The 17,267-nt window shown below is 64.0% G+C and carries 17 protein-coding genes; 2 read left to right on the top strand and 15 right to left on the bottom strand.

All coding sequences use genetic code 11. The annotated features are described in order from the left end of the window. Nucleotides 1-11 precede the first annotated feature (11 nt). From galU to GJ672_RS03355, 15 genes are all read right to left on the bottom strand, one after another. A complete protein-coding gene (gene galU / locus GJ672_RS03425) occupies nucleotides 12-887 on the bottom strand; it encodes a UTP--glucose-1-phosphate uridylyltransferase GalU (RefSeq protein WP_154295880.1) in 876 nt (291 codons plus the stop codon). An 89-nt stretch (nucleotides 888-976) separates the two neighbouring features. Continuing rightward, a complete protein-coding gene (locus tag GJ672_RS03420) occupies nucleotides 977-1,240 on the bottom strand; it encodes a helix-hairpin-helix domain-containing protein (RefSeq protein ID WP_154295879.1) in 264 nt (87 codons plus the stop codon). A 48-nt stretch (nucleotides 1,241-1,288) separates the two neighbouring features. After that, nucleotides 1,289-1,996 carry an orotidine-5'-phosphate decarboxylase gene (gene pyrF / locus GJ672_RS03415; RefSeq protein ID WP_154295878.1) on the bottom strand — a complete coding sequence of 236 codons (708 nt, stop codon included), beginning with the start codon at nucleotides 1,994-1,996 and terminating at the stop codon, nucleotides 1,289-1,291. 4 nt (nucleotides 1,997-2,000) lie between these two features. Beyond that, nucleotides 2,001-3,170: a lipopolysaccharide assembly protein LapB gene (gene lapB / locus GJ672_RS03410; protein ID WP_154295877.1), complete on the bottom strand. Its 1,170-nt coding sequence runs from the start codon at nucleotides 3,168-3,170 to the stop codon at nucleotides 2,001-2,003. A gap of 2 nt (nucleotides 3,171-3,172) precedes the next feature. After that, entirely contained in the window at nucleotides 3,173-3,466 is a 294-nt protein-coding gene (locus GJ672_RS03405; protein WP_154295876.1) for a lipopolysaccharide assembly LapA domain-containing protein, read from the bottom strand. Further along, a complete protein-coding gene (locus GJ672_RS03400; RefSeq protein WP_154295875.1) occupies nucleotides 3,463-3,768 on the bottom strand; it encodes an integration host factor subunit beta in 306 nt (101 codons plus the stop codon). Before GJ672_RS03400 ends, GJ672_RS03405 begins: the two co-directional genes overlap by 4 nt. Nucleotides 3,769-3,825: 57 nt before the next feature. Beyond that, nucleotides 3,826-5,505: a 30S ribosomal protein S1 gene (rpsA, locus tag GJ672_RS03395; RefSeq protein ID WP_154295874.1), complete on the bottom strand. Its 1,680-nt coding sequence runs from the start codon at nucleotides 5,503-5,505 to the stop codon at nucleotides 3,826-3,828. 60 nt (nucleotides 5,506-5,565) lie between these two features. Beyond that, the gene (gene cmk, locus GJ672_RS03390) at nucleotides 5,566-6,258 is read right to left on the bottom strand and encodes a (d)CMP kinase (RefSeq protein WP_154295873.1); all 693 of its coding nucleotides are present in this window, start codon (nucleotides 6,256-6,258) and stop codon (nucleotides 5,566-5,568) included. After that, entirely contained in the window at nucleotides 6,251-7,582 is a 1,332-nt protein-coding gene (gene aroA, locus GJ672_RS03385; RefSeq protein WP_154295872.1) for a 3-phosphoshikimate 1-carboxyvinyltransferase, read from the bottom strand. The genes cmk and aroA overlap by 8 nt, the downstream gene beginning before the upstream one ends. Further along, complete coding sequence (locus GJ672_RS03380) at nucleotides 7,569-8,480, bottom strand: prephenate dehydrogenase/arogenate dehydrogenase family protein (protein WP_154295871.1); 912 nt, start codon at nucleotides 8,478-8,480, stop codon at nucleotides 7,569-7,571. Before GJ672_RS03380 ends, aroA begins: the two co-directional genes overlap by 14 nt. 9 nt (nucleotides 8,481-8,489) lie before the next feature. Further along, complete coding sequence (gene pheA / locus GJ672_RS03375; RefSeq protein WP_154295870.1) at nucleotides 8,490-9,572, bottom strand: prephenate dehydratase; 1,083 nt, start codon at nucleotides 9,570-9,572, stop codon at nucleotides 8,490-8,492. A 15-nt stretch (nucleotides 9,573-9,587) separates the two neighbouring features. Beyond that, nucleotides 9,588-10,757: a phosphoglycerate dehydrogenase gene (locus GJ672_RS03370; RefSeq protein ID WP_154295869.1), complete on the bottom strand. Its 1,170-nt coding sequence runs from the start codon at nucleotides 10,755-10,757 to the stop codon at nucleotides 9,588-9,590. 6 nt (nucleotides 10,758-10,763) lie between these two features. Further along, nucleotides 10,764-11,846: a 3-phosphoserine/phosphohydroxythreonine transaminase gene (gene serC / locus GJ672_RS03365; protein ID WP_154295868.1), complete on the bottom strand. Its 1,083-nt coding sequence runs from the start codon at nucleotides 11,844-11,846 to the stop codon at nucleotides 10,764-10,766. A 40-nt stretch (nucleotides 11,847-11,886) separates the two neighbouring features. Continuing rightward, nucleotides 11,887-14,469: a DNA gyrase subunit A gene (gyrA, locus tag GJ672_RS03360; protein WP_154295867.1), complete on the bottom strand. Its 2,583-nt coding sequence runs from the start codon at nucleotides 14,467-14,469 to the stop codon at nucleotides 11,887-11,889. Nucleotides 14,470-14,575: 106 nt separating this feature from the next. After that, nucleotides 14,576-15,139 (bottom strand): peptidylprolyl isomerase, encoded by a 564-nt coding sequence (locus tag GJ672_RS03355; protein ID WP_154295866.1) that lies wholly within the window; start codon nucleotides 15,137-15,139, stop codon nucleotides 14,576-14,578. 75 nt (nucleotides 15,140-15,214) lie between these two features. Here GJ672_RS03355 and GJ672_RS03350 point away from each other — a divergent pair, with 75 nt between their 5' ends. Continuing rightward, nucleotides 15,215-16,534: a TRZ/ATZ family hydrolase gene (locus GJ672_RS03350; protein WP_154295865.1), complete on the top strand. Its 1,320-nt coding sequence runs from the start codon at nucleotides 15,215-15,217 to the stop codon at nucleotides 16,532-16,534. A 24-nt stretch (nucleotides 16,535-16,558) separates the two neighbouring features. Beyond that, nucleotides 16,559-17,266, top strand: a complete 708-nt coding sequence (gene ubiG / locus GJ672_RS03345) for a bifunctional 2-polyprenyl-6-hydroxyphenol methylase/3-demethylubiquinol 3-O-methyltransferase UbiG (protein WP_154297012.1) — start codon at nucleotides 16,559-16,561, stop codon at nucleotides 17,264-17,266. The last annotated feature ends 1 nt before the right edge of the window (nucleotide 17,267 follow it).

Here is a 17,267-nt window from a genome sequence, read left to right as displayed (position 1 = left end):
GGTGACCGATGCTAGCGGCGCTGGCTCAGGTACTCGGCAAACGCCTCACCCAGCTCCGGATGCTGCAGACCGTATTCCACCGTGGCCTGCAGATAGCCCAGCTTATCGCCACAGTCGTAGCGCGTGCCCTCGAACTCATAGGCCAGGACGGGCTCGTCCTGACGGAGGGCGTCAATGGCGTCGGTGAGCTGAATTTCACCGCCGGCACCCGGCCGGGTCTGCCGCAGCTTGTTGAAGATGGACGAGTTCAGGATATAACGCCCCACCACACCCAGATTGGACGGGGCCTCGGCCGGCTGAGGCTTCTCGACAATGCCCTGCAGGCGCCCGAGGCGCTCGGCGATGGGCTCGATGTCCACCACGCCGTAGCGGTCCGTGTGGGCCTCCGGCACTCGCTGGACCCCCAGGATGCTCGCGACCTGCTCGTCGTAACGGGCCACCATCTGCGACAGGCACCCGCCGTTGTCGCCGTCGTCAATCAAATCATCGGCAAGAATCACGGCGAAAGGCTCATCACCCACCGCCGGCTCGGCGCACATGACCGCATGACCCAGCCCGAGGGCTTCTGACTGACGAATGTAGATACACGCGACATGGGAAGGGATGATATTGCGTACCGCCTCAAGCCGCTCGAGCTTGTCCTGCTGCTCCAACTCGGTCTCGAGCTCGTAGGCTTTGTCGAAGTGGTCCGGGATGCTGCGCTTGTTCCGGCCGGTGACGAAAATCAGCGTCTCGATGCCCGCGCGCACCGCTTCTTCGGCGGCGTACTGAATCAACGGCTTATCCACCACCGGCAGCATTTCCTTGGGATTGGCCTTGGTGGCCGGCAGAAACCGGGTACCCAGACCCGCGACCGGAAAAACTGCCTTGCGTATACGCTTCGCCATCTGCCGTCACACTCCCTGAAATCGGCGATTGTCGATGGCGGCAATATAACCCGGGGCGGCCCACCTGTCAGGTCAACCGCCCCCGGCTTTTACTCGACGATGACTTGATCCTGCATCCGCTCCAGGGTGGCTTCACCAATGCCATTGACCCGGGTCAGCTCGTCGATGGACTGGAACTCGCCGAGCTGGGTGCGGGCCTCGATGATGGCTTCGGCGGTGGCGGGACCCACACCGGTTAGCGTCTGAAGTTCATCAAAATCAGCCTCGTTAACGTTGACGGTAGGATTGGCGGTGGCACCCGCAGCCGCCACCATCAGGCCGGCGGTGAGAAGGGAAAGAGCGATTCGATGCATAGCAGCCTCCAGATTGCCTCAGTGGGAACCCGGAAACTAGCGAAGCCATCAAGACGGAGGTGTGAACCCGATCTCAGCATTGATCGCTGCCAATGCCGTCACCGGATCAGCGGCCGCCGTAATCGGACGACCGATCACCAGATCGGTGGCACCCGCTTCCAGGGCCCGCCGGGGAGTCATGACCCGGGTCTGATCCCCGGCATCAACACCGGTGGGACGAATCCCCGGGGTTACCCGCCGGAACGGCTCACCGAAGGCCTCACGCAAAGCCCCGGCCTCGTGGGCAGAGCACACCACCCCGTCCAGCCCGCAGTCAGATGCCAGCTCAGCCAGGCGGTCCACCGCCCGGGGCATAGGGGCGCGCAGGCCCACCTCGGTGAGCGATTGTTCATCATGGCTGGTGAGGAGTGTTACCGCCGTCAGCAGTGGGCGATGGTTGCCATCATCCAGCCCCCGGCGAGCCGCCTCGAGCATTCGGGCACCGCCCAGGGCGTGGACGTTCACCATCCAGACACCCAGATCCGCAGCGGCCCGACAGGCGGCGGCAACGGTGTTGGGAATGTCGTGAAACTTGAGATCCAGAAAAACATCCCAGCCGCTGCGGACCCACTCGTCCACCAGTGACGGGCCGCCGCGCACGAACAACTCTTTGCCCACCTTGAGCCGGCACGATCCCGGCTCCAGACGCTCCACTAGCGATCGGGCGGCACTGACACTAGCAAGGTCCAGCGCGACAATGACGGGTTGCTTGGCCATCGACCTATTCTCCCTTGAGGCCCCGTACGGGCTTGATCGTGGCCCAGGCCCGGCAGCCGGGGCACTGCCAGTGCAACTGCCTTGCCTCGAACCCACAGTCGATACACCGATAAGGCGGAGTGTCCACCTGCAATGCCTCAAGCAAGTCCCGAAGGACATGCAAGTCCCGCTGCCGGCGCCGGTCCGGATCCTCGTCGTTGATATTCAGCCCGATCAGCCGGTTCAGCCCGCGAACCGAGGGCCGCTCCCGAAGCTGCCTGGCGAGAAAATCAATGGCGGCCTGACGGCCCTCCTCGGCCTCCATGATTTCGGCGAGCTTCATCACGACGGAAACGCCCGGATAACTGGCCAGCAACCGCTCCAGCTCGGCCCGCAGCTGACGGGGCTGGTTAATGGCCCGGTAGCAGGCTTCCAGCCGCGGCAGAGCTTCCGGAATATAGTCCAGGTCCTGGGATTCCACCCGCTGTGCCGCCTTGATCGCGGGCCGCCAGCGCCCTTCCGCCTGCTCCAGGTCACTCAACAAGAGAGCCGCGCGCACACAATTGCGGTCGTAGCCGAAGGCCCGTCGCAAATACTGCCGGACCGTGGAGGCGTCTCGATGGCGCTGCAGGTGCATCTCGGCCTGCTCACAGGCGAACTGCGCCATAAGCGGCCCATAGCGCTCCCCGGTCTCGCGCTGAAGGGTGCTGGCGGTCTGGATCGCCTTTTCCCACTCTTTCTCCCGCTGGTAGATGTCCAGCAGAGCCCGCAATGCCAGCCGCCGATGACCGGCAAACTCGCGGACTTCCAGGAACAATGCCTCGGCCCGATCCAGCAGCCCGGCGGCCAGATAGTCCCGGCCCAGCTCCAAAAGTGCTGCCGCTCGTTGCTCCGTGGCCAGCGACGGCCGCGCAATCAGGTTCTGGTGAATGCGGACGGCCCGGTCGGCCTCGCCCCGGCGCCGGAAAAGATTCCCCAGCGTCAGGTGCGTCTCGACGGTGTCCTCATCCAGTTCCACCATGCGGGTGAATACCTCGATGGCACGATCCGGCTGTTCATTAAGGAGATAATTCAGGCCCTGGAAGTACTGACCGGCGAGTTCATTGCGGGGGGCCGGGGCGGGAGCGCGACGGCGACCGATCCACCAGCCTGACAAGGCTGCCAGAGGAAGTAGCAGCCAGAGTAGCTGAAGCATCGTCAGTGGCTGTTCCGGATCGGCAGCTTGCGAAGTTCGGAAAGCTCACTCCGGGATGTCTCAGCCTCTTTGCGCAGACGGGCAATCTGCCATCGCTGGCGAACGATGACGCCCATGGCGGCACCCATACCAAGCAATGCACCCAAAGCCAGGGCGATCACTAGCCATAAGGAAATAGGGAGCGTCAGCTCGCCAAAATAGAAGTCGAGCGGGGCGTCACCCGGGTTGAGCATGGCAAAGCTTAGCCCGATCGCAATCACGATCAGCACCAGCAAAAGCCACACGAACCGCTTCATCCGCCGGACGCCTCCCGTTCGCGTCCCTCGTCGACCCGTTCACGCATCTGCTTGCCGGGCTTGAAATGGGGGACATGCTTGCCCGGCAGAGAGACCGGCTCGCCGGTTTTGGGATTGCGCCCGATTCTCGGGGGACGATGGTGGAGGGAGAAACTGCCAAAACCCCGGATCTCAATGCGCTCACCGGAAGCCAGCGCCTCGCTCATGTGCTCGAGCACGGTCTTGACCGCCAGCTCGACATCCCGGTGTGGCAGGTGTTGCTGACCCCTTGCGATCAGGTCAATCAGCTCGGATTTGGTCATCTGGCACCACCCGTGAGATCCCACCGGCGCCTTACGCCGGTGGGAGCATTACGCCTATCAGTCCTGATCGCGGTCGCCCATCTGCTCTTTCAGCAGATCGCCCAGCGTGGTCGTCCCGGCTGCACCACTGGCACCGAAGTCTTCCATGGCCTCCCGCTCATCCTGCTGGTCCTTGGCACGGACGGACAGGCTGATCATGCGGTTGCGGCGATCCACCGCCATGAACTTCGCTTCGACTTCGTCGCCTTCCTTGACAACGCTGCGGGCATCTTCTACCCGATCCCGGTCCAGGTCGGACACGCGGATGTAGCCCTGGACGCCATCGCCGAGGTCAACCACCACGCCTTTGGCATCCACTTCCTGGGCCGTGCCCTTGACCACGGAGCCCTTCGGATTGTCAGCCACCCACTGGGAGACCGGATCCTGGGCCAGCTGCTTGATGCCGAGGCTGATGCGCTCCCGCTCGGGATCCACCGACAGCACCACGGCCTCGACCTCTTCGCCCTTCTGGAAATCGCGGATGGACTCTTCCCCCCCGTCGGCCCAGGAGAGGTCCGAGAGATGAACCAGTCCGTCGATGCCGCCTTCCAGACCGATGAAAATGCCGAAGTCGGTAATCGACTTGATCCCACCAACCACTCGGTCGCCCTTGTTGTGCTTGGCAGCGAACTCGTCCCAGGGGTTGGGCTGACACTGCTTCATGCCCAGCGAAATCCGGCGCCGCTCCTCGTCGATGTCGAGGATCATGACCTCGACCTCGTCGCCAATGGAGACCATCTTGGCCGGATTGACGTTCTTGTTGGTCCAGTCCATTTCGGAGACGTGAACCAGGCCCTCGACGCCTTCCTCGATCTCGACGAAGGAACCGTAGTCGGTGATGTTGGTGACCTTGCCCACCACCCGGCTGCCTTCGGGATAGCGGCGGGCGATGGCCTCCCACGGATCCTCACCCAGCTGCTTGAGGCCCAGGGACACCCGGTTGCGCTCCCGATCGAACTTGAGGACCTTGACGTCGATCTCCTGGCCCACTTCGACCACTTCCGACGGGTGCTTTACCCGCCGCCAGGCCATGTCGGTGATGTGCAGCAGGCCGTCGATGCCACCCAGGTCCACGAAGGCACCATAGTCGGTGAGGTTCTTGACGATACCCTTGAGGGTCTGGCCCTCCTGCAGCTTCTCCAGCAGCGCCTCGCGCTCGGCGCTGTACTCTTCTTCCACCACGGCACGCCGCGAGACCACGACGTTGTTGCGACGGGCGTCCAGCTTGATGACCTTGAACTCGAGGTCCTTGCCCTCGAGATAGGTGGTGTCGCGAACCGGGCGGATATCCACCAGGGAGCCCGGCAGGAAGGCGCGAATGTTGCCAAGGTCGACGGTGAAGCCACCCTTGACCTTGCCGCTGATCTGACCGTTGACGGTTTCGGAGCCCTCGTAAGCGGCCTCGAGGACGCGCCAGGCGCGTGCCCGCTTGGCTTTTTCCCTGGAGAGCCGGGTCTCACCCGAGCCGTCTTCCACGGCGTCCAGGGCTACCTCGACCTCATCACCAATGTTGACTTCGACATTGCCTTGTTCGTCACTGAATTGCCGCAGCGGGATGACCGCCTCGGACTTGAGGCCGGCGTTGACGATGACGTCTTCGCCATCAATGGCAACAACCTGCGCCGTGACAATGGATCCGGGACGCATGTCGGTCTGCGCCAGGCTCTGTTCGAAGAGTTCTGCAAAGCTTTCGCTCATGGGCTGATCTAATCCGGGACCGTCAACCGATCCAGTGGTTGGTTAAAAAAATGCGCCGTTCTACGGCGCCCCTGCATCCAGCCCCGCAATCACGTGGCTGAGAATCTGTTCGATGGCGGCCTCCACGGTCAATTCCGTGGTATCCACCGCAAACGCATCGTCGGCGGGCACCAGAGGCGCTTCGCTGCGGTTCATATCCCGCCGGTCGCGCTCCCGCATCTCCTGCAGAAGATCGGCGAGATTAGCACTGACACCCTGCCCCATCAACTGCTTATGGCGCCTGCGGGCGCGTTCCTCGACGCTGGCTGTAAGGAAAATTTTCACCGTGGCGTCCGGGAAAACCACCGTGCCCATGTCGCGGCCATCCGCCACCAGCCCCGGGGGCTGACGGAAGGCCCGCTGGCGCTGCAGTAGCGCCGCCCTGACCGCGGGCTCGGCCGCCAATACGGAGGCCTGAGCCCCGCAGGCCTCCGTGCGGATGGCGCGACTGACGACTTCGCCGTCCAGCAATGTTTCGCCGGCCTGAGCGCCAGTCAGCGGAAATTCCACCTTCAGGGACTGGGCCTCGGCCGCCAGTGCCTCCCCATCATCCGGTTCCAGACCGCTGCGGATGAGATGCAGGGCGAATATTCGGTAAATGGCACCGCTGTCCAGAAAATGCCAGTTGAAGTGCCGGGCGATGGCCTGGGCCATGGTGCCCTTGCCGGCGCCACCAGGCCCATCCAGGGTCACCACGGGGATGGGCTCATTCATGGCTGGCATCCTGATCCGTGATGCCCAGGCCTGCCTGAGCGGCCATGGCCACAAATCCCGGGAATGACGTATCCACCTCGGCGCATTGACTGATTTCCAACGGCCCGTCAGCGGCGAGCCCGGCCATGGCAAACGCCATGGCAACCCGGTGATCGCCGTGGGCGCGGACCTGTGCGCCCCGCAGGCGTCCGCCCACAATCCGTGCGCCGTCGGGCCGGGTATCCACCTCAATGCCCATGGCGGTGAGACCGTCGGCCATGACGGCAATGCGATCGCTTTCCTTGACCCGGAGTTCCTCGGCGCCGGACAGAATGGTCTCGCCATGGGCGCAGGCCGCCGCAATAAAAATGGCCGGAAACTCGTCGATGGCCAGTGGAACCAGATGACGCGGAATATCGATGCCCTGAAGATCCGCCGAGCGGACAGTCAACCGCCCCACCGGCTCACCGTCGCCGTCGCCCAGGGGCTCCACCTCGATGGACGCCCCCATCTGCCTGAGAATTTCGATGACTCCGGTGCGGGACGGGTTGAGGCCCACCTCCTCCAGCACCAGTTCAGAGCCAGGTGCAATGCTGGCTCCAACCAGAAAAAACGCCGCCGAGGAGATGTCCGCCGGCACTTCGATGGTGCCTCCGTTGAGCCGTCCGCCCCCCTGCAGGCCCACCACACCGTCGGCCGCATTCACCGGGTAGCCCAGTGCCGCGAGCATCCGCTCGGTGTGATCCCGGGTCACGGCGGGTTCGGTGACCCGGGTGCTGCCCCGGGCATACAGCCCGGCGAGCAATACCGCGGATTTGACCTGGGCACTGGCCACCGGCATGTCGTAGTCCAATCCCTGCAGGCCACTGACTGGCTCGATGCGCAGCGGCGCCGTGCCATTCCCGGTGGTGTGGATGGACGCCCCCATGCGCGCCAGCGGGTCCGTCACCCGGCGCATGGGCCGCCGCATCAATGAAGCATCGCCGCGCATCTCGGTGGGAAATGGCTGCCCTGCCAGCAAACCCGCAAACAGCCGCATGGACGTGCCGGAGTTCCCCAGATCCAGTGGTCGGGCAGGCTCGGACAGGCCGTGGAGTCCGACCCCATGAATGGTGAGTTCGCCGGCGGTCGGGCCGTCGATGCGGACCCCCAGCGCCCGCATGGCGGCGAGGGTGGCCATGGCGTCCTCGCCCTCCAGGAAGCCGCGCACCCGGGTTGTCCCCTCGGTAATGGAGCCGAGCATCACCGCGCGATGAGAAATCGATTTGTCCCCCGGGACGCGAACCCGGCCCGTCAGCCTGCCTTCGGGTTGAACATGAAATTGCCGATCCCTACTCGCCGTCATCCGTCCTCTCTCCGGTGGCAGTGCCCTCGAACCACTCGAGATAGGCGTCCCGGGTGTGTTTGGCATTATGAAAAATGGCTTCCAGGCCCTCGGCGTCGGCCTGTTCCACCTGCCGGGCCAGCACTTCAAGATCTTCGCGGTAGGCGTGCAGCGCATCCAGCAGCGCCTGGCGGTTCCCCAGACAGATGTCCCGCCACATCACCGGATCGCTGGAGGCGATGCGGGTGAAATCCCGAAAGCCCCCGGCCGCGTATTGCAGAATTTCCTCGTGATCCGGGTTGCGGGAGAGACTGTCCACCAGGCCGAAAGCCAGCATGTGCGGCAGGTGCGAGGTGATGGCCAGCACCCGGTCGTGGTGGGCCACGGACATGGTGCGCACTTCGGCACCCACCGCCTGCCACATGGCCCGCACCCGCTCGGTGGCCCGGGGGTCGGTTTCCGGCAGTGGCGTGAGGATCACTCGCCGGTCCACGAACAGATGGTCGAAGGCGGCCTCCACGCCACTGTGTTCAGTCCCGGCAATGGGATGGCCAGGCACGAACCGGCACAGGGCTTCGCCAAGCCGTGACCGAGCTGACTCCACCACGCACCCCTTGGCACTGCCCACATCGGTGATCACCGCATGGGCCGGCAGATGGTCGCGAATGGCCTCGAAAACCGCGTCCGTCGCGCCCAGTGGCACGCCGAGAATCACCAGATCCGCGTCACTGACGGCGTCAGACGGCTCCAGGGCATAGCGGTGAATGGCCCCGCACTGGACCGCCCTGGCCAGACTGGCGGCATTGCGCCCCAGTCCGACCACCTCGCCGGCGAATCCCCGACGCCGCAGGGCCTGCCCCAGTGAGCCAGCGATCAGCCCGACGCCAACCAGGCAAACGGTGGGTTTGCGGTCGTCCATGAAGCCGGGTCAGGTCACCGACCGCGGATAGGAGCCCAGTACCTTGAGCAGACTTGCCAGCTGCTGCATTTCGCCCAGTGCCCGCTTGAGGTTGGGGTCTTCCGCATGTCCCACCAGGTCGATGAAGAAGACGTACTCCCACATGCCCTCCCGGGACGGACGCGACTCCAGCCGGGTCATGTTCAACCCGTAACGCGCCAGCGGCGCCAGCAAACCCGCCAGGCCGCCGGGACGGTTCTCCCGGGCGATGACCAGTGATGTCTTGTCCTCACCGGTGGGCTCGGGGCTCTCGCGGCCCAGCACCAGAAAGCGGGTATTGTTGGCGGTTCCGTCCTGAATGGACGGCTGCATCACGGGTAGTTCATAGCGATCGGCCGCCGCCTCCGAGGCGATGGCCGCCGCGCCATTGTCCTCGGAGGCCAGCCGGGCTGCTTCGGCCGTGCTGGACACGGCAACGCGCTCGGCGTGGGGCAGATGGGTATCCAGCCACAAACGGCATTGGGCCAGGCCCTGCTGGTGAGAATAGACCCGGCGGATTTGATCCATGGCCGCGGCCCGCGAAGCCAGATGCTGAATGATGGGCAGTTCCACTTCGCCGACAATCTGCAGCGGCGAGGACAACAGACGATCCAGGGTGTGGGTCACCATGCCCTCGGTGGAGTTTTCCACCGGCACCACGCCGTACTCGGCCGCGCCGGTCTCCACCTCCCGAAAAACCGGATCGATGCCTTCCAGCGGGAGGCTGCGGATGGAATGGCCGAAATGCTTGAGCGCGGCTTCCTGGGTAAAGGTTCCTTCCGGTCCGAGAAACGCCACCCGCAGTGGACGCTGCAGAGCCAGACAGGCGGACATGATTTCCCGGAACAGGCTGATGATGTCCTGGTCGGACAGCGGCCCGGGGTTGGCATCCCGCAGCCGCCGCAGCACCTCCGCTTCCCGGGCCGGCCGGTAGAAATCTTCCTGGCGACCCTCCGCCTGCTTGACGGCGGCCACCTCGCCGGCCGCGCTCGCCCGCTGGTTGACCAGTTTCAGTATCTGGTCGTCGATGGCATCGATTCGCTGCCGTATGGCCTGAAGTGACTCCTCGCTCACTGGCCTGCCCCCGTGTTACTCGATCACCCTGACCGCCAGAACGCCTTCCGTGTCGCGCAGTCGCTGCACCACCGCCGCCGGCACTGATCCGTCAATGTCCACGACGCTGTAGGCGAGCTCACCCCGGGACTTGTTGTACATGTCCGCGATGTTGAGATCTGCCTCCGCCAGCGCCGACGAAATTTGCCCCAGCATATTCGGCACGTTGGCGTTGGCCACGGTAATGCGGTCGCCACTGCCGTTACGCGGCAGCTGCAGCTCCGGAAAATTCACCGAATTGGTAATGTTGCCGGTTTCCAGAAAATCCCGCACCTGCTCGGCGGCCATGATCGCGCAGTTTTCCTGAGCCTCGTGGGTGGACGCGCCGATATGCGGCAGCGCAATGACGTCGCTGCGGCCCGCGAACTGTTCCGCCGGGAAATCGCAGACGTACATGGACAGGCGGTCCTGGTCCAGCGCCCGGACCACGGCATCGGCATCCACAATGCCCGCCCGGGCGAAATTCAACAGCACCTTGTTGGCCGGCCCGATGGCCAGACGCGCCGCGTTGATCAGCCCGCGGGTGTCCTCGGTTTCCGGGACATGCAACGTAATCACGTCGGAAGCGGCAATGACTTCGTCGACACTGTGGGCCCGGCGTACCCCGGATTCCAGGTTCCAGGCACTGCGCACGGTGATCTGGGGGTCAAAACCCACCACCTTCATGCCCAGCCCCACGGCAGCATTGGCCACGTTGACGCCAATGGCGCCCAACCCGATAACGCCCAGGGTCCGGCCCGGCAGCTCGAAGCCGGTAAACTGCTTCTTGCCGGCCTCAGCGGCGGCATTCATGGCCGCGTCGTCTCCCTCCAGCCCACGAGAGAATTCCCAGGCCTGGCAGACGTTGCGGGCCGCCAGGAACATGCCGGCCAGTACCAGCTCCTTGACCGCGTTGGCGTTGGCACCCGGTGCGTTGAAAACCGGGATGCCCCGCTCACTCATGGCCGGCACCGGGATATTGTTCACGCCGGCGCCGGCACGTCCCACCGCTTTCAGGGTGGGGGGGATATCCCAGTCATGCAGCTTCGCCGAGCGAAGCAGGACTGCGTCCGGGCGCTGGGTGTCGGAGGAGACTTCAAACCGATCCCGGGGGAGCTGGTCCAGACCTTTCGCGGAAATATTGTTCAGAGTCAGTACGTTGTACATTATTCTTTAGCCGTTTTTCCGTTCGAATTCCGCCATGAAATCCACCAGCGCATCGACGCCGGCTTCGGGCATGGCGTTGTAGAGGCTCGCCCGCATGCCGCCCACGGACCGATGGCCCTTGAGGGTCTTGAGACCGGCCTGACTGGCTTCTTCCAGAAACTGCTTGTCCAGGCGGTCATCCGCGAGCACGAAGGGCACATTCATCCAGGAACGGGCATCCGGGGCCACCGGATTGCGATAGAAGTCGGATCCGTCAATGGCATCGTAAAGGCGCCGCGCCTTGCGCTCGTTGCGCTCGCCCATGGCCTTGAGGCCACCCTCGCGCTTGAGCCACTGGAATACCAGGCCGGCGATGTACCAGCTGTAGGTCGCCGGCGTATTCAGCATGGAATCCGCCTCGGACTGCCGATGGTAGTGCCACACGGCGGGCGTGCGTGAACTCGCCCGATCCAGCAGATCACTGCGCACAATCACCACCGTCAGGCCTGCTGGCCCAAAGTTTTTCTGGGCGCCGGCGTAAATCACGCCAAAGCGGGAGACATCGAGGGGGCGGGACAGAAATGTCGAGGACATGTCGCTCACCAACGGCACATCCCCCACGTCGGGAATGGCCGGGAACTCCACACCGGTGATGGTCTCATTGGCGCAGTAGTGGAAGTAGGCCGCCGATGGATCACACTGCCATTCGCTGCGGTCCGGGATGGCCATGGGATCGCCCTTGCCACCCTCGGCAACCACGTTGACCTGAGTGTACTGCTGCGCCTCGGCAATGGCCTTCTTCGACCAGCTGCCGGTGTTGATGTAATCCACACTCTCGGCGTCGCCCACCAGGTTCAGCGGCACCGCCGAAAACTGGGCCGTAGCGCCGCCCTGGAGAAACAGCACCCGATAATCATCCGGCACGTCCAGCAGTTCGCGCAGGTCAGCCTCGGCCTGCTCGGCAATGGAAACAAACTCCTTGCCGCGATGGCTCATTTCCATCACGGACATGCCGGTGCCCTGCCAGTCGAGCATCTCGGCGGCGGCCTGTTCGAGCACCGGCTCGGGCAGAATTGCCGGTCCGGCGCTGAAGTTATAGACACGCGTCATCGCGGCCTCCAAAAAGGTTGAGAAATGTTCTTGAAGCGGTTCAGGCGGAGCCCGACGGGGGCATGCCATCGACAGCATCGCCGTCGCCGTCTTCCTCCCCCAGGGACTCGATTCGGGCCAGCCCCACCACATGCTCATCATCACTGAGGCGGATCAGTCTGACGCCCTGGGTGTTGCGACCCAAAATGGAGATTTCAGAAGCCCGAGTGCGAACCAGCGTGCCGCCATTGCTGATCAGCATCACTTCGTCGTCTTCAGTGACCTGGATGGCACCCACCACCGGGCCATTGCGATCCGACGCCTGGATGGAGATCACCCCCATGCCGCCACGGCCCCGCAGCGGGTAGTCATCCACCGGCGTGGCCTTGCCGTAGCCGTTGGCGGTCACGGTGAGCACATTGCCACTGTCAAGAATCAGGCACTCGATCACTGACTGTGCCGGGCCCAGCCGGACACCGCGCACGCCCGCGGCGGTGCGACCCATGGGCCGGACCTGGCTTTCTTCGAAACGAATGGCCTTGCCCGCGGTGGTGAACAGCATGATGTCCCGATCACCATCGGTGATGCCTACATTGACGAGGCTGTCGTCCTCCGCAAGGTGCAGCGCAATGATGCCGCTGGAGCGTGGCCTTGAGAAATGTGACAGCGGTGTCTTTTTCACCGTCCCCTGGCGCGTGGCCATGAAAACGAAGTGATCCTCATCAAACTCGCTGACCGGCAGCACCGCGTTGATGCGCTCATCCGCCTCCAGGGGAAGCAGATTGACGATGGGTTTACCCTGGGCGCCACGGCTGCCGTGGGGCAGTTCATAGACCTTCAGCCAGTAACATTTACCGTGACTTGAGAAGCACAGCAGGGTGTCATGGCTGTTCGCCACCCAGAGTTTGTCGACAAAATCTTCATTGCGCATTCGCGTAGCGGCCTTGCCCTTGCCGCCACGACGCTGGGCCTGATAGGAATCCACCGGCTGAGACTTGGCGTATCCGCTGTGGGACAGGGTCACCACCACGTCCTGCTCCGGAATCAGGTCTTCCATGGTGAGATCGAGGCGATGCTCCAGAATCTCGGAACGGCGCTCGTCGCCGTAACGCTCGCGGATCTCCAGCAGCTCCTCGCGGATGACTTCCATCAGCCGCTCGGCGCTGCCGAGAATCATCAATAGCGATTCGATCCGACCGAGGATCTCCCGGTATTCCTCGACGATACGATCCTGTTCGAGACCGGTGAGCCGGTGCAGCCGCAGGTCGAGGATGGCCTGGGCCTGAGCCTCGGTCAGGCGGTAGACCTCACCGATCAGACCCACCGAGTTGCCCAGCCCCTCCGGCCGGGAGGCTTCCGCTCCCGCGCGGCTCAGCATGTCGCTCACCACCCCTGGCTCCCAGTCCCTTGAGGTCAGTGCGACCTTGGCGTCCGCCGGATTGGGTGAGGCCTTGATGAGCTGGATGACCTGATCGATGTTGGCCAGCGCCACCGCCAGCCCCTCGAGCACATGGGCGCGATCACGGGCCTTGCGCAGTTCGTAGACAGTGCGGCGGGTCACCACCTCGCGGCGATGCCCAATGAAGGCCTCGAGGACGTCCTTGAGGTTGTGCTGGCGCGGCTGACCCTCGAAAAGCGCGACCATGTTGATGCCGAACACCGTCTCCAGCTGGGTATGCTGGTAGAGGTTGTTCAGGACCACTTCGGGCACCTCACCGCGCCGCAGCTCGATGACCATGCGGATGCCGTCCTTGTCGGACTCATCCCGCAGTTCGGTGATCCCCTCGATGCGTTTTTCCTTGACCAGCTCGGCGATCTTCTCGAGCAGCCTCGCCTTGTTGACCTGATAGGGCAGCTCTTCGACGATTATGCTGGTCTTGCCGCCGGAGTCTTCGTTTTCGAAACGACACCGAGCGCGCATGACCATGCGTCCACGACCCGTCCGGTACGCTTCACGGATCCCCTCGGTACCGTTGATGATCCCGCGGGTGGGCAGATCCGGCCCCGGGATATACTCCATGAGCTGCTCGATATCGAGGCTGTCGTCTTCGATTAACGCCACGCAGGCGTCGACCACCTCGCAAAGGTTGTGAGGCGGCACATTGGTTGCCATACCCACGGCAATGCCTGATCCGCCGTTGACCAGGAAATTGGGAATGCGGGTGGGCAGCACCTGCGGCTCCCGCTCCGAGCCATCGTAGTTGTCGGCAAAATCGACGGTTTCCTTGTCGATGTCGGCCAGCAGCTCATGCGCGACCCGGGCCATGCGCACTTCGGTGTAACGCATGGCGGCGGCGTTATCCCCATCGATGGAGCCGAAATTGCCCTGGCCGTCCACCAGCGGGTAGCGCATGGAGAAATCCTGCGCCATTCGAACAATGGTGTCGTAAACCGCACTGTCACCGTGGGGGTGATATTTACCGATCACGTCACCGACCACACGGGCGGATTTCTTGTAGGGGCGGTTCCAGTCATTGCCCAGCTCACGCATGGCGAACAGCACCCGGCGATGCACGGGTTTGAGGCCATCCCGGACATCCGGCAACGCCCGCCCCACAATGACGCTCATGGCGTAATCCAGGTAGGACTGGCGCATCTCGTCTTCGAGATTGACCGGGAGAATTTCCTTGGCAACGCTTGACATCAGACGGTTCTCGACTGGCAATGGGATATCAGGAAAAACAAGCCGCTAGCATAGCATGCCGGCGCCGGACGCCGTAGCGGACGCCGGCGGCGAAATCAGCTGCGGATTACTGCCCGTCGGCGCGGTAGGCCCGCTCCACCACCACCGGTTCCATCGGCACGTCGGCCATGCCGCCCCGCCGACCGGTGTCGCCGGCGGCAATGCGGTCCACCACATTCATGCCGTCAACCACTCGCGCGAACACTGCGTAACCGAAGTCCCGCTCACCGTGATCCAGGAAGGGGTTGTCCGCCAGGTTGACGAAGAACTGCGAGGTAGCGCTGTCCACCACCTGGGTGCGGGCCATGGACAGGGTGCCGCGCTCGTTCTTCAGGCCATTGTCCGCTTCATTGGTGATGGGGTCGCGGGTGGATTTCTGGGACAGCTCTTCGGTAAACCCGCCGCCCTGAATCACAAAGCCCGGAATCACCCGGTGAAAAATGGTGCCCGCGTAAAAGCCGCTGTCCACGTATTCGAGGAAATTCTCGACGGTGACCGGGGCGTCGTCCGCGTAAAGCTCGAGACGAATGTCGCCGGCGCTGGTTTCGAACACCACCTGCGGATTATCGGCGCTGGCCATTCCCGAGCCCACCGCGGCGGCCAGAGCGATTCCGAGAGGAAACAGTTTCATGATGATGGTTCTCCTGTGAAACAAGCCCGTAATTGTCGCACACTGCCCGGCCAGTTGAAGCCACGGGATCCCCCCATGCAATCCGTTGACCAGATCCTCGCTCCCCAGTGGATCATCCCGGTGGAACCCGCCGGTGAAGTCCTGGAAGACCACCTGATCGTCATCGACGATGGCCGCATCGTCGACGTCGGGCCCGGCGAGCAACTGCATCAGGCCTATACCGCCAGGCAATTGACCCCGCTGCCGGACCAGGTGGTGGTGCCCGGGCTGGTGAATGCCCATACCCATGCAGCCATGACGCTCCTGCGGGGATACGCGGATGACCTGCCGCTGATGACCTGGCTACAGGAGCACATCTGGCCCGCGGAACAGGCCCACGCCCGGGAGGCGTTCGTGCGTGCCGGCACTGAGCTGGCCATGCTGGAGATGCTGCGCGGCGGGGTGACCTGCTTCAACGACATGTACTTCTTTCCCGAGGTGACGGCGGAGGCCGCGGCGGCCGCGGGCATGCGGGCGACGGTGGGCATGATTCTGATCGGCTTCCCCACCGCCTATGCCGCCCACCCGGATGAGTATCTGGAGAAAGGTCAGGCGCTGCATGCGAGCTGGCAGCAGCACCCCCTCATTGACACGGTCATGGCGCCCCACGCGCCCTACACGGTCTCCGAACCCGACCTGGTGCGCGCCGCCGAGCTGGCGGAGTCTCTGAACCGGCGCATTCACATGCACATCCACGAGACCCTGGGGGAGATCGAGGACAGTCTCGAGAAAACCGGCGAGCGCCCGCTGATGCGCCTGGATGCCATGGGTCTGGTTGGGCCCCGCCTGCTGGCGGTCCACATGACCCACCTGGATGAGCGGGAGCGGGATCGGGTACAGGCCACGGGCACCCATGTCATCCACTGTCCGGAAGCCAATCTGAAGCTGGGCAGCGGCATCGCCCCCATTGCCGATCTCGCCGCCCGGGGCGCGGCGATCGCCATCGGCACCGACGGCGCTGCCAGCAACAACGACCTGGACGTGCTGGCAGAGATGAGAACTGCGGCCCTGCTCGCCAAGGGCAGCGCACGGGACGCGACGGCTCTGCCCGCCCACCAGGCCCTGGAAATGGCCACCCTGGGTGGCGCACGGGCCCTGGGCCGAGAGGCGGAGATCGGCAGTATTGTCGCCGGCAAGTCCGCGGATCTGGTGGCCTTTGACCTGTCCGGGCCAGAGAGCCAGCCGGTTCACAACCCCCTGTCCCAGCTGGTCTATGCCACCGGACGCAGTCAGGCCCGACATGTTTGGGTGGCGGGTCAACAGCTGTTGCAGGATGGCGAAGCAACCACCCTGGATAGCCGGCGGATCGGTCAACAGGCCCGTGAGTGGCGTGATACGCTTTCCGCTCATCAGTAGTAGCGCATGGATACCCAGGGTCCGATGCAGGGCGACAACGCGAGTCAGTCTGAAATCGCCAAGTTCGATTCGGACGCCAGTGCCTGGTGGGACCCGGCCGGCCCATTTGCCCCCCTGCATGACATCAATCCCCTGAGGCTTGACTACATTGAGCGGCGGATCGGGTCGCTACGAGACCGGACCGTCGTGGACGTCGGCTGCGGCGGTGGGCTGTTATCCGAGGGCATGGCGGCCCGAGGCGCCCGGGTCACCGGCATCGACCTCGCTCCCGAAAGCCTGGAAGTGGCGAGCTTGCACGCGTTGGAGTCCGGTCTGGAAATCGATTACCAGCAGGTATCGGCAGAGTCCTTCGCGGATAGCCACTCCGGCGAATTCGATCTCGTCACCTGCCTGGAACTCCTGGAGCATGTCCCGGACCCGGCGTCGGTGGTCCGCGCCTGCGCCACCCTGGTTCGCCCCGGGGGCTCGGTTTTCTTCTCGACCATCGATCGCAATGTACGCGCCTGGCTGTTCGCGGTGGTGGGTGCCGAGCATCTGTTACGGCTGCTGCCCCGCGGCACCCATGATGCGCGGGCGTTCATCCGCCCGGCAGAGCTGGGGCGCTTCGGCCGACAGGCGGGTCTGATCATCGAAAACATCACCGGTCTGGGTTACAACCCGCTGACCCGTCAATACCGGCTCGGGGACGACACCCGGGTCAACTACCTCATGCATTGCAGGCGACCCCGATAGC

Source organism: Spiribacter sp. 2438, from assembly GCF_009676705.1.
Classification (GTDB): domain Bacteria; phylum Pseudomonadota; class Gammaproteobacteria; order Nitrococcales; family Nitrococcaceae; genus Spiribacter.
This window is presented reverse-complemented; position numbering and strand designations above follow the sequence as displayed.

Bases quoted from the DNA above. Each gene is read 5' to 3' on its own strand.
- galU (WP_154295880.1), bottom strand. From the start codon at position 887: ATGGCGAAGCGTATACGCAAGGCAGTTTTTCCGGTCGCGGGTCTGGGT.
- GJ672_RS03350 (WP_154295865.1), top strand. From the start codon at position 15,215: ATGCAATCCGTTGACCAGATCCTCGCTCCCCAGTGGATCATCCCGGTG.
- GJ672_RS03380 (WP_154295871.1), bottom strand. From the start codon at position 8,480: ATGGACGACCGCAAACCCACCGTTTGCCTGGTTGGCGTCGGGCTGATC.
- gyrA (WP_154295867.1), bottom strand. From the start codon at position 14,469: ATGTCAAGCGTTGCCAAGGAAATTCTCCCGGTCAATCTCGAAGACGAG.
- ubiG (WP_154297012.1), top strand. From the start codon at position 16,559: ATGCAGGGCGACAACGCGAGTCAGTCTGAAATCGCCAAGTTCGATTCG.
- serC (WP_154295868.1), bottom strand. From the start codon at position 11,846: ATGACGCGTGTCTATAACTTCAGCGCCGGACCGGCAATTCTGCCCGAG.
- GJ672_RS03405 (WP_154295876.1), bottom strand. From the start codon at position 3,466: ATGAAGCGGTTCGTGTGGCTTTTGCTGGTGCTGATCGTGATTGCGATC.
- rpsA (WP_154295874.1), bottom strand. From the start codon at position 5,505: ATGAGCGAAAGCTTTGCAGAACTCTTCGAACAGAGCCTGGCGCAGACC.
- GJ672_RS03400 (WP_154295875.1), bottom strand. From the start codon at position 3,768: ATGACCAAATCCGAGCTGATTGACCTGATCGCAAGGGGTCAGCAACAC.
- GJ672_RS03355 (WP_154295866.1), bottom strand. From the start codon at position 15,139: ATGAAACTGTTTCCTCTCGGAATCGCTCTGGCCGCCGCGGTGGGCTCG.
- lapB (WP_154295877.1), bottom strand. From the start codon at position 3,170: ATGCTTCAGCTACTCTGGCTGCTACTTCCTCTGGCAGCCTTGTCAGGC.
- aroA (WP_154295872.1), bottom strand. From the start codon at position 7,582: ATGACGGCGAGTAGGGATCGGCAATTTCATGTTCAACCCGAAGGCAGG.
- pyrF (WP_154295878.1), bottom strand. From the start codon at position 1,996: ATGGCCAAGCAACCCGTCATTGTCGCGCTGGACCTTGCTAGTGTCAGT.
- GJ672_RS03420 (WP_154295879.1), bottom strand. From the start codon at position 1,240: ATGCATCGAATCGCTCTTTCCCTTCTCACCGCCGGCCTGATGGTGGCG.
- cmk (WP_154295873.1), bottom strand. From the start codon at position 6,258: ATGAATGAGCCCATCCCCGTGGTGACCCTGGATGGGCCTGGTGGCGCC.
- GJ672_RS03370 (WP_154295869.1), bottom strand. From the start codon at position 10,757: ATGTACAACGTACTGACTCTGAACAATATTTCCGCGAAAGGTCTGGAC.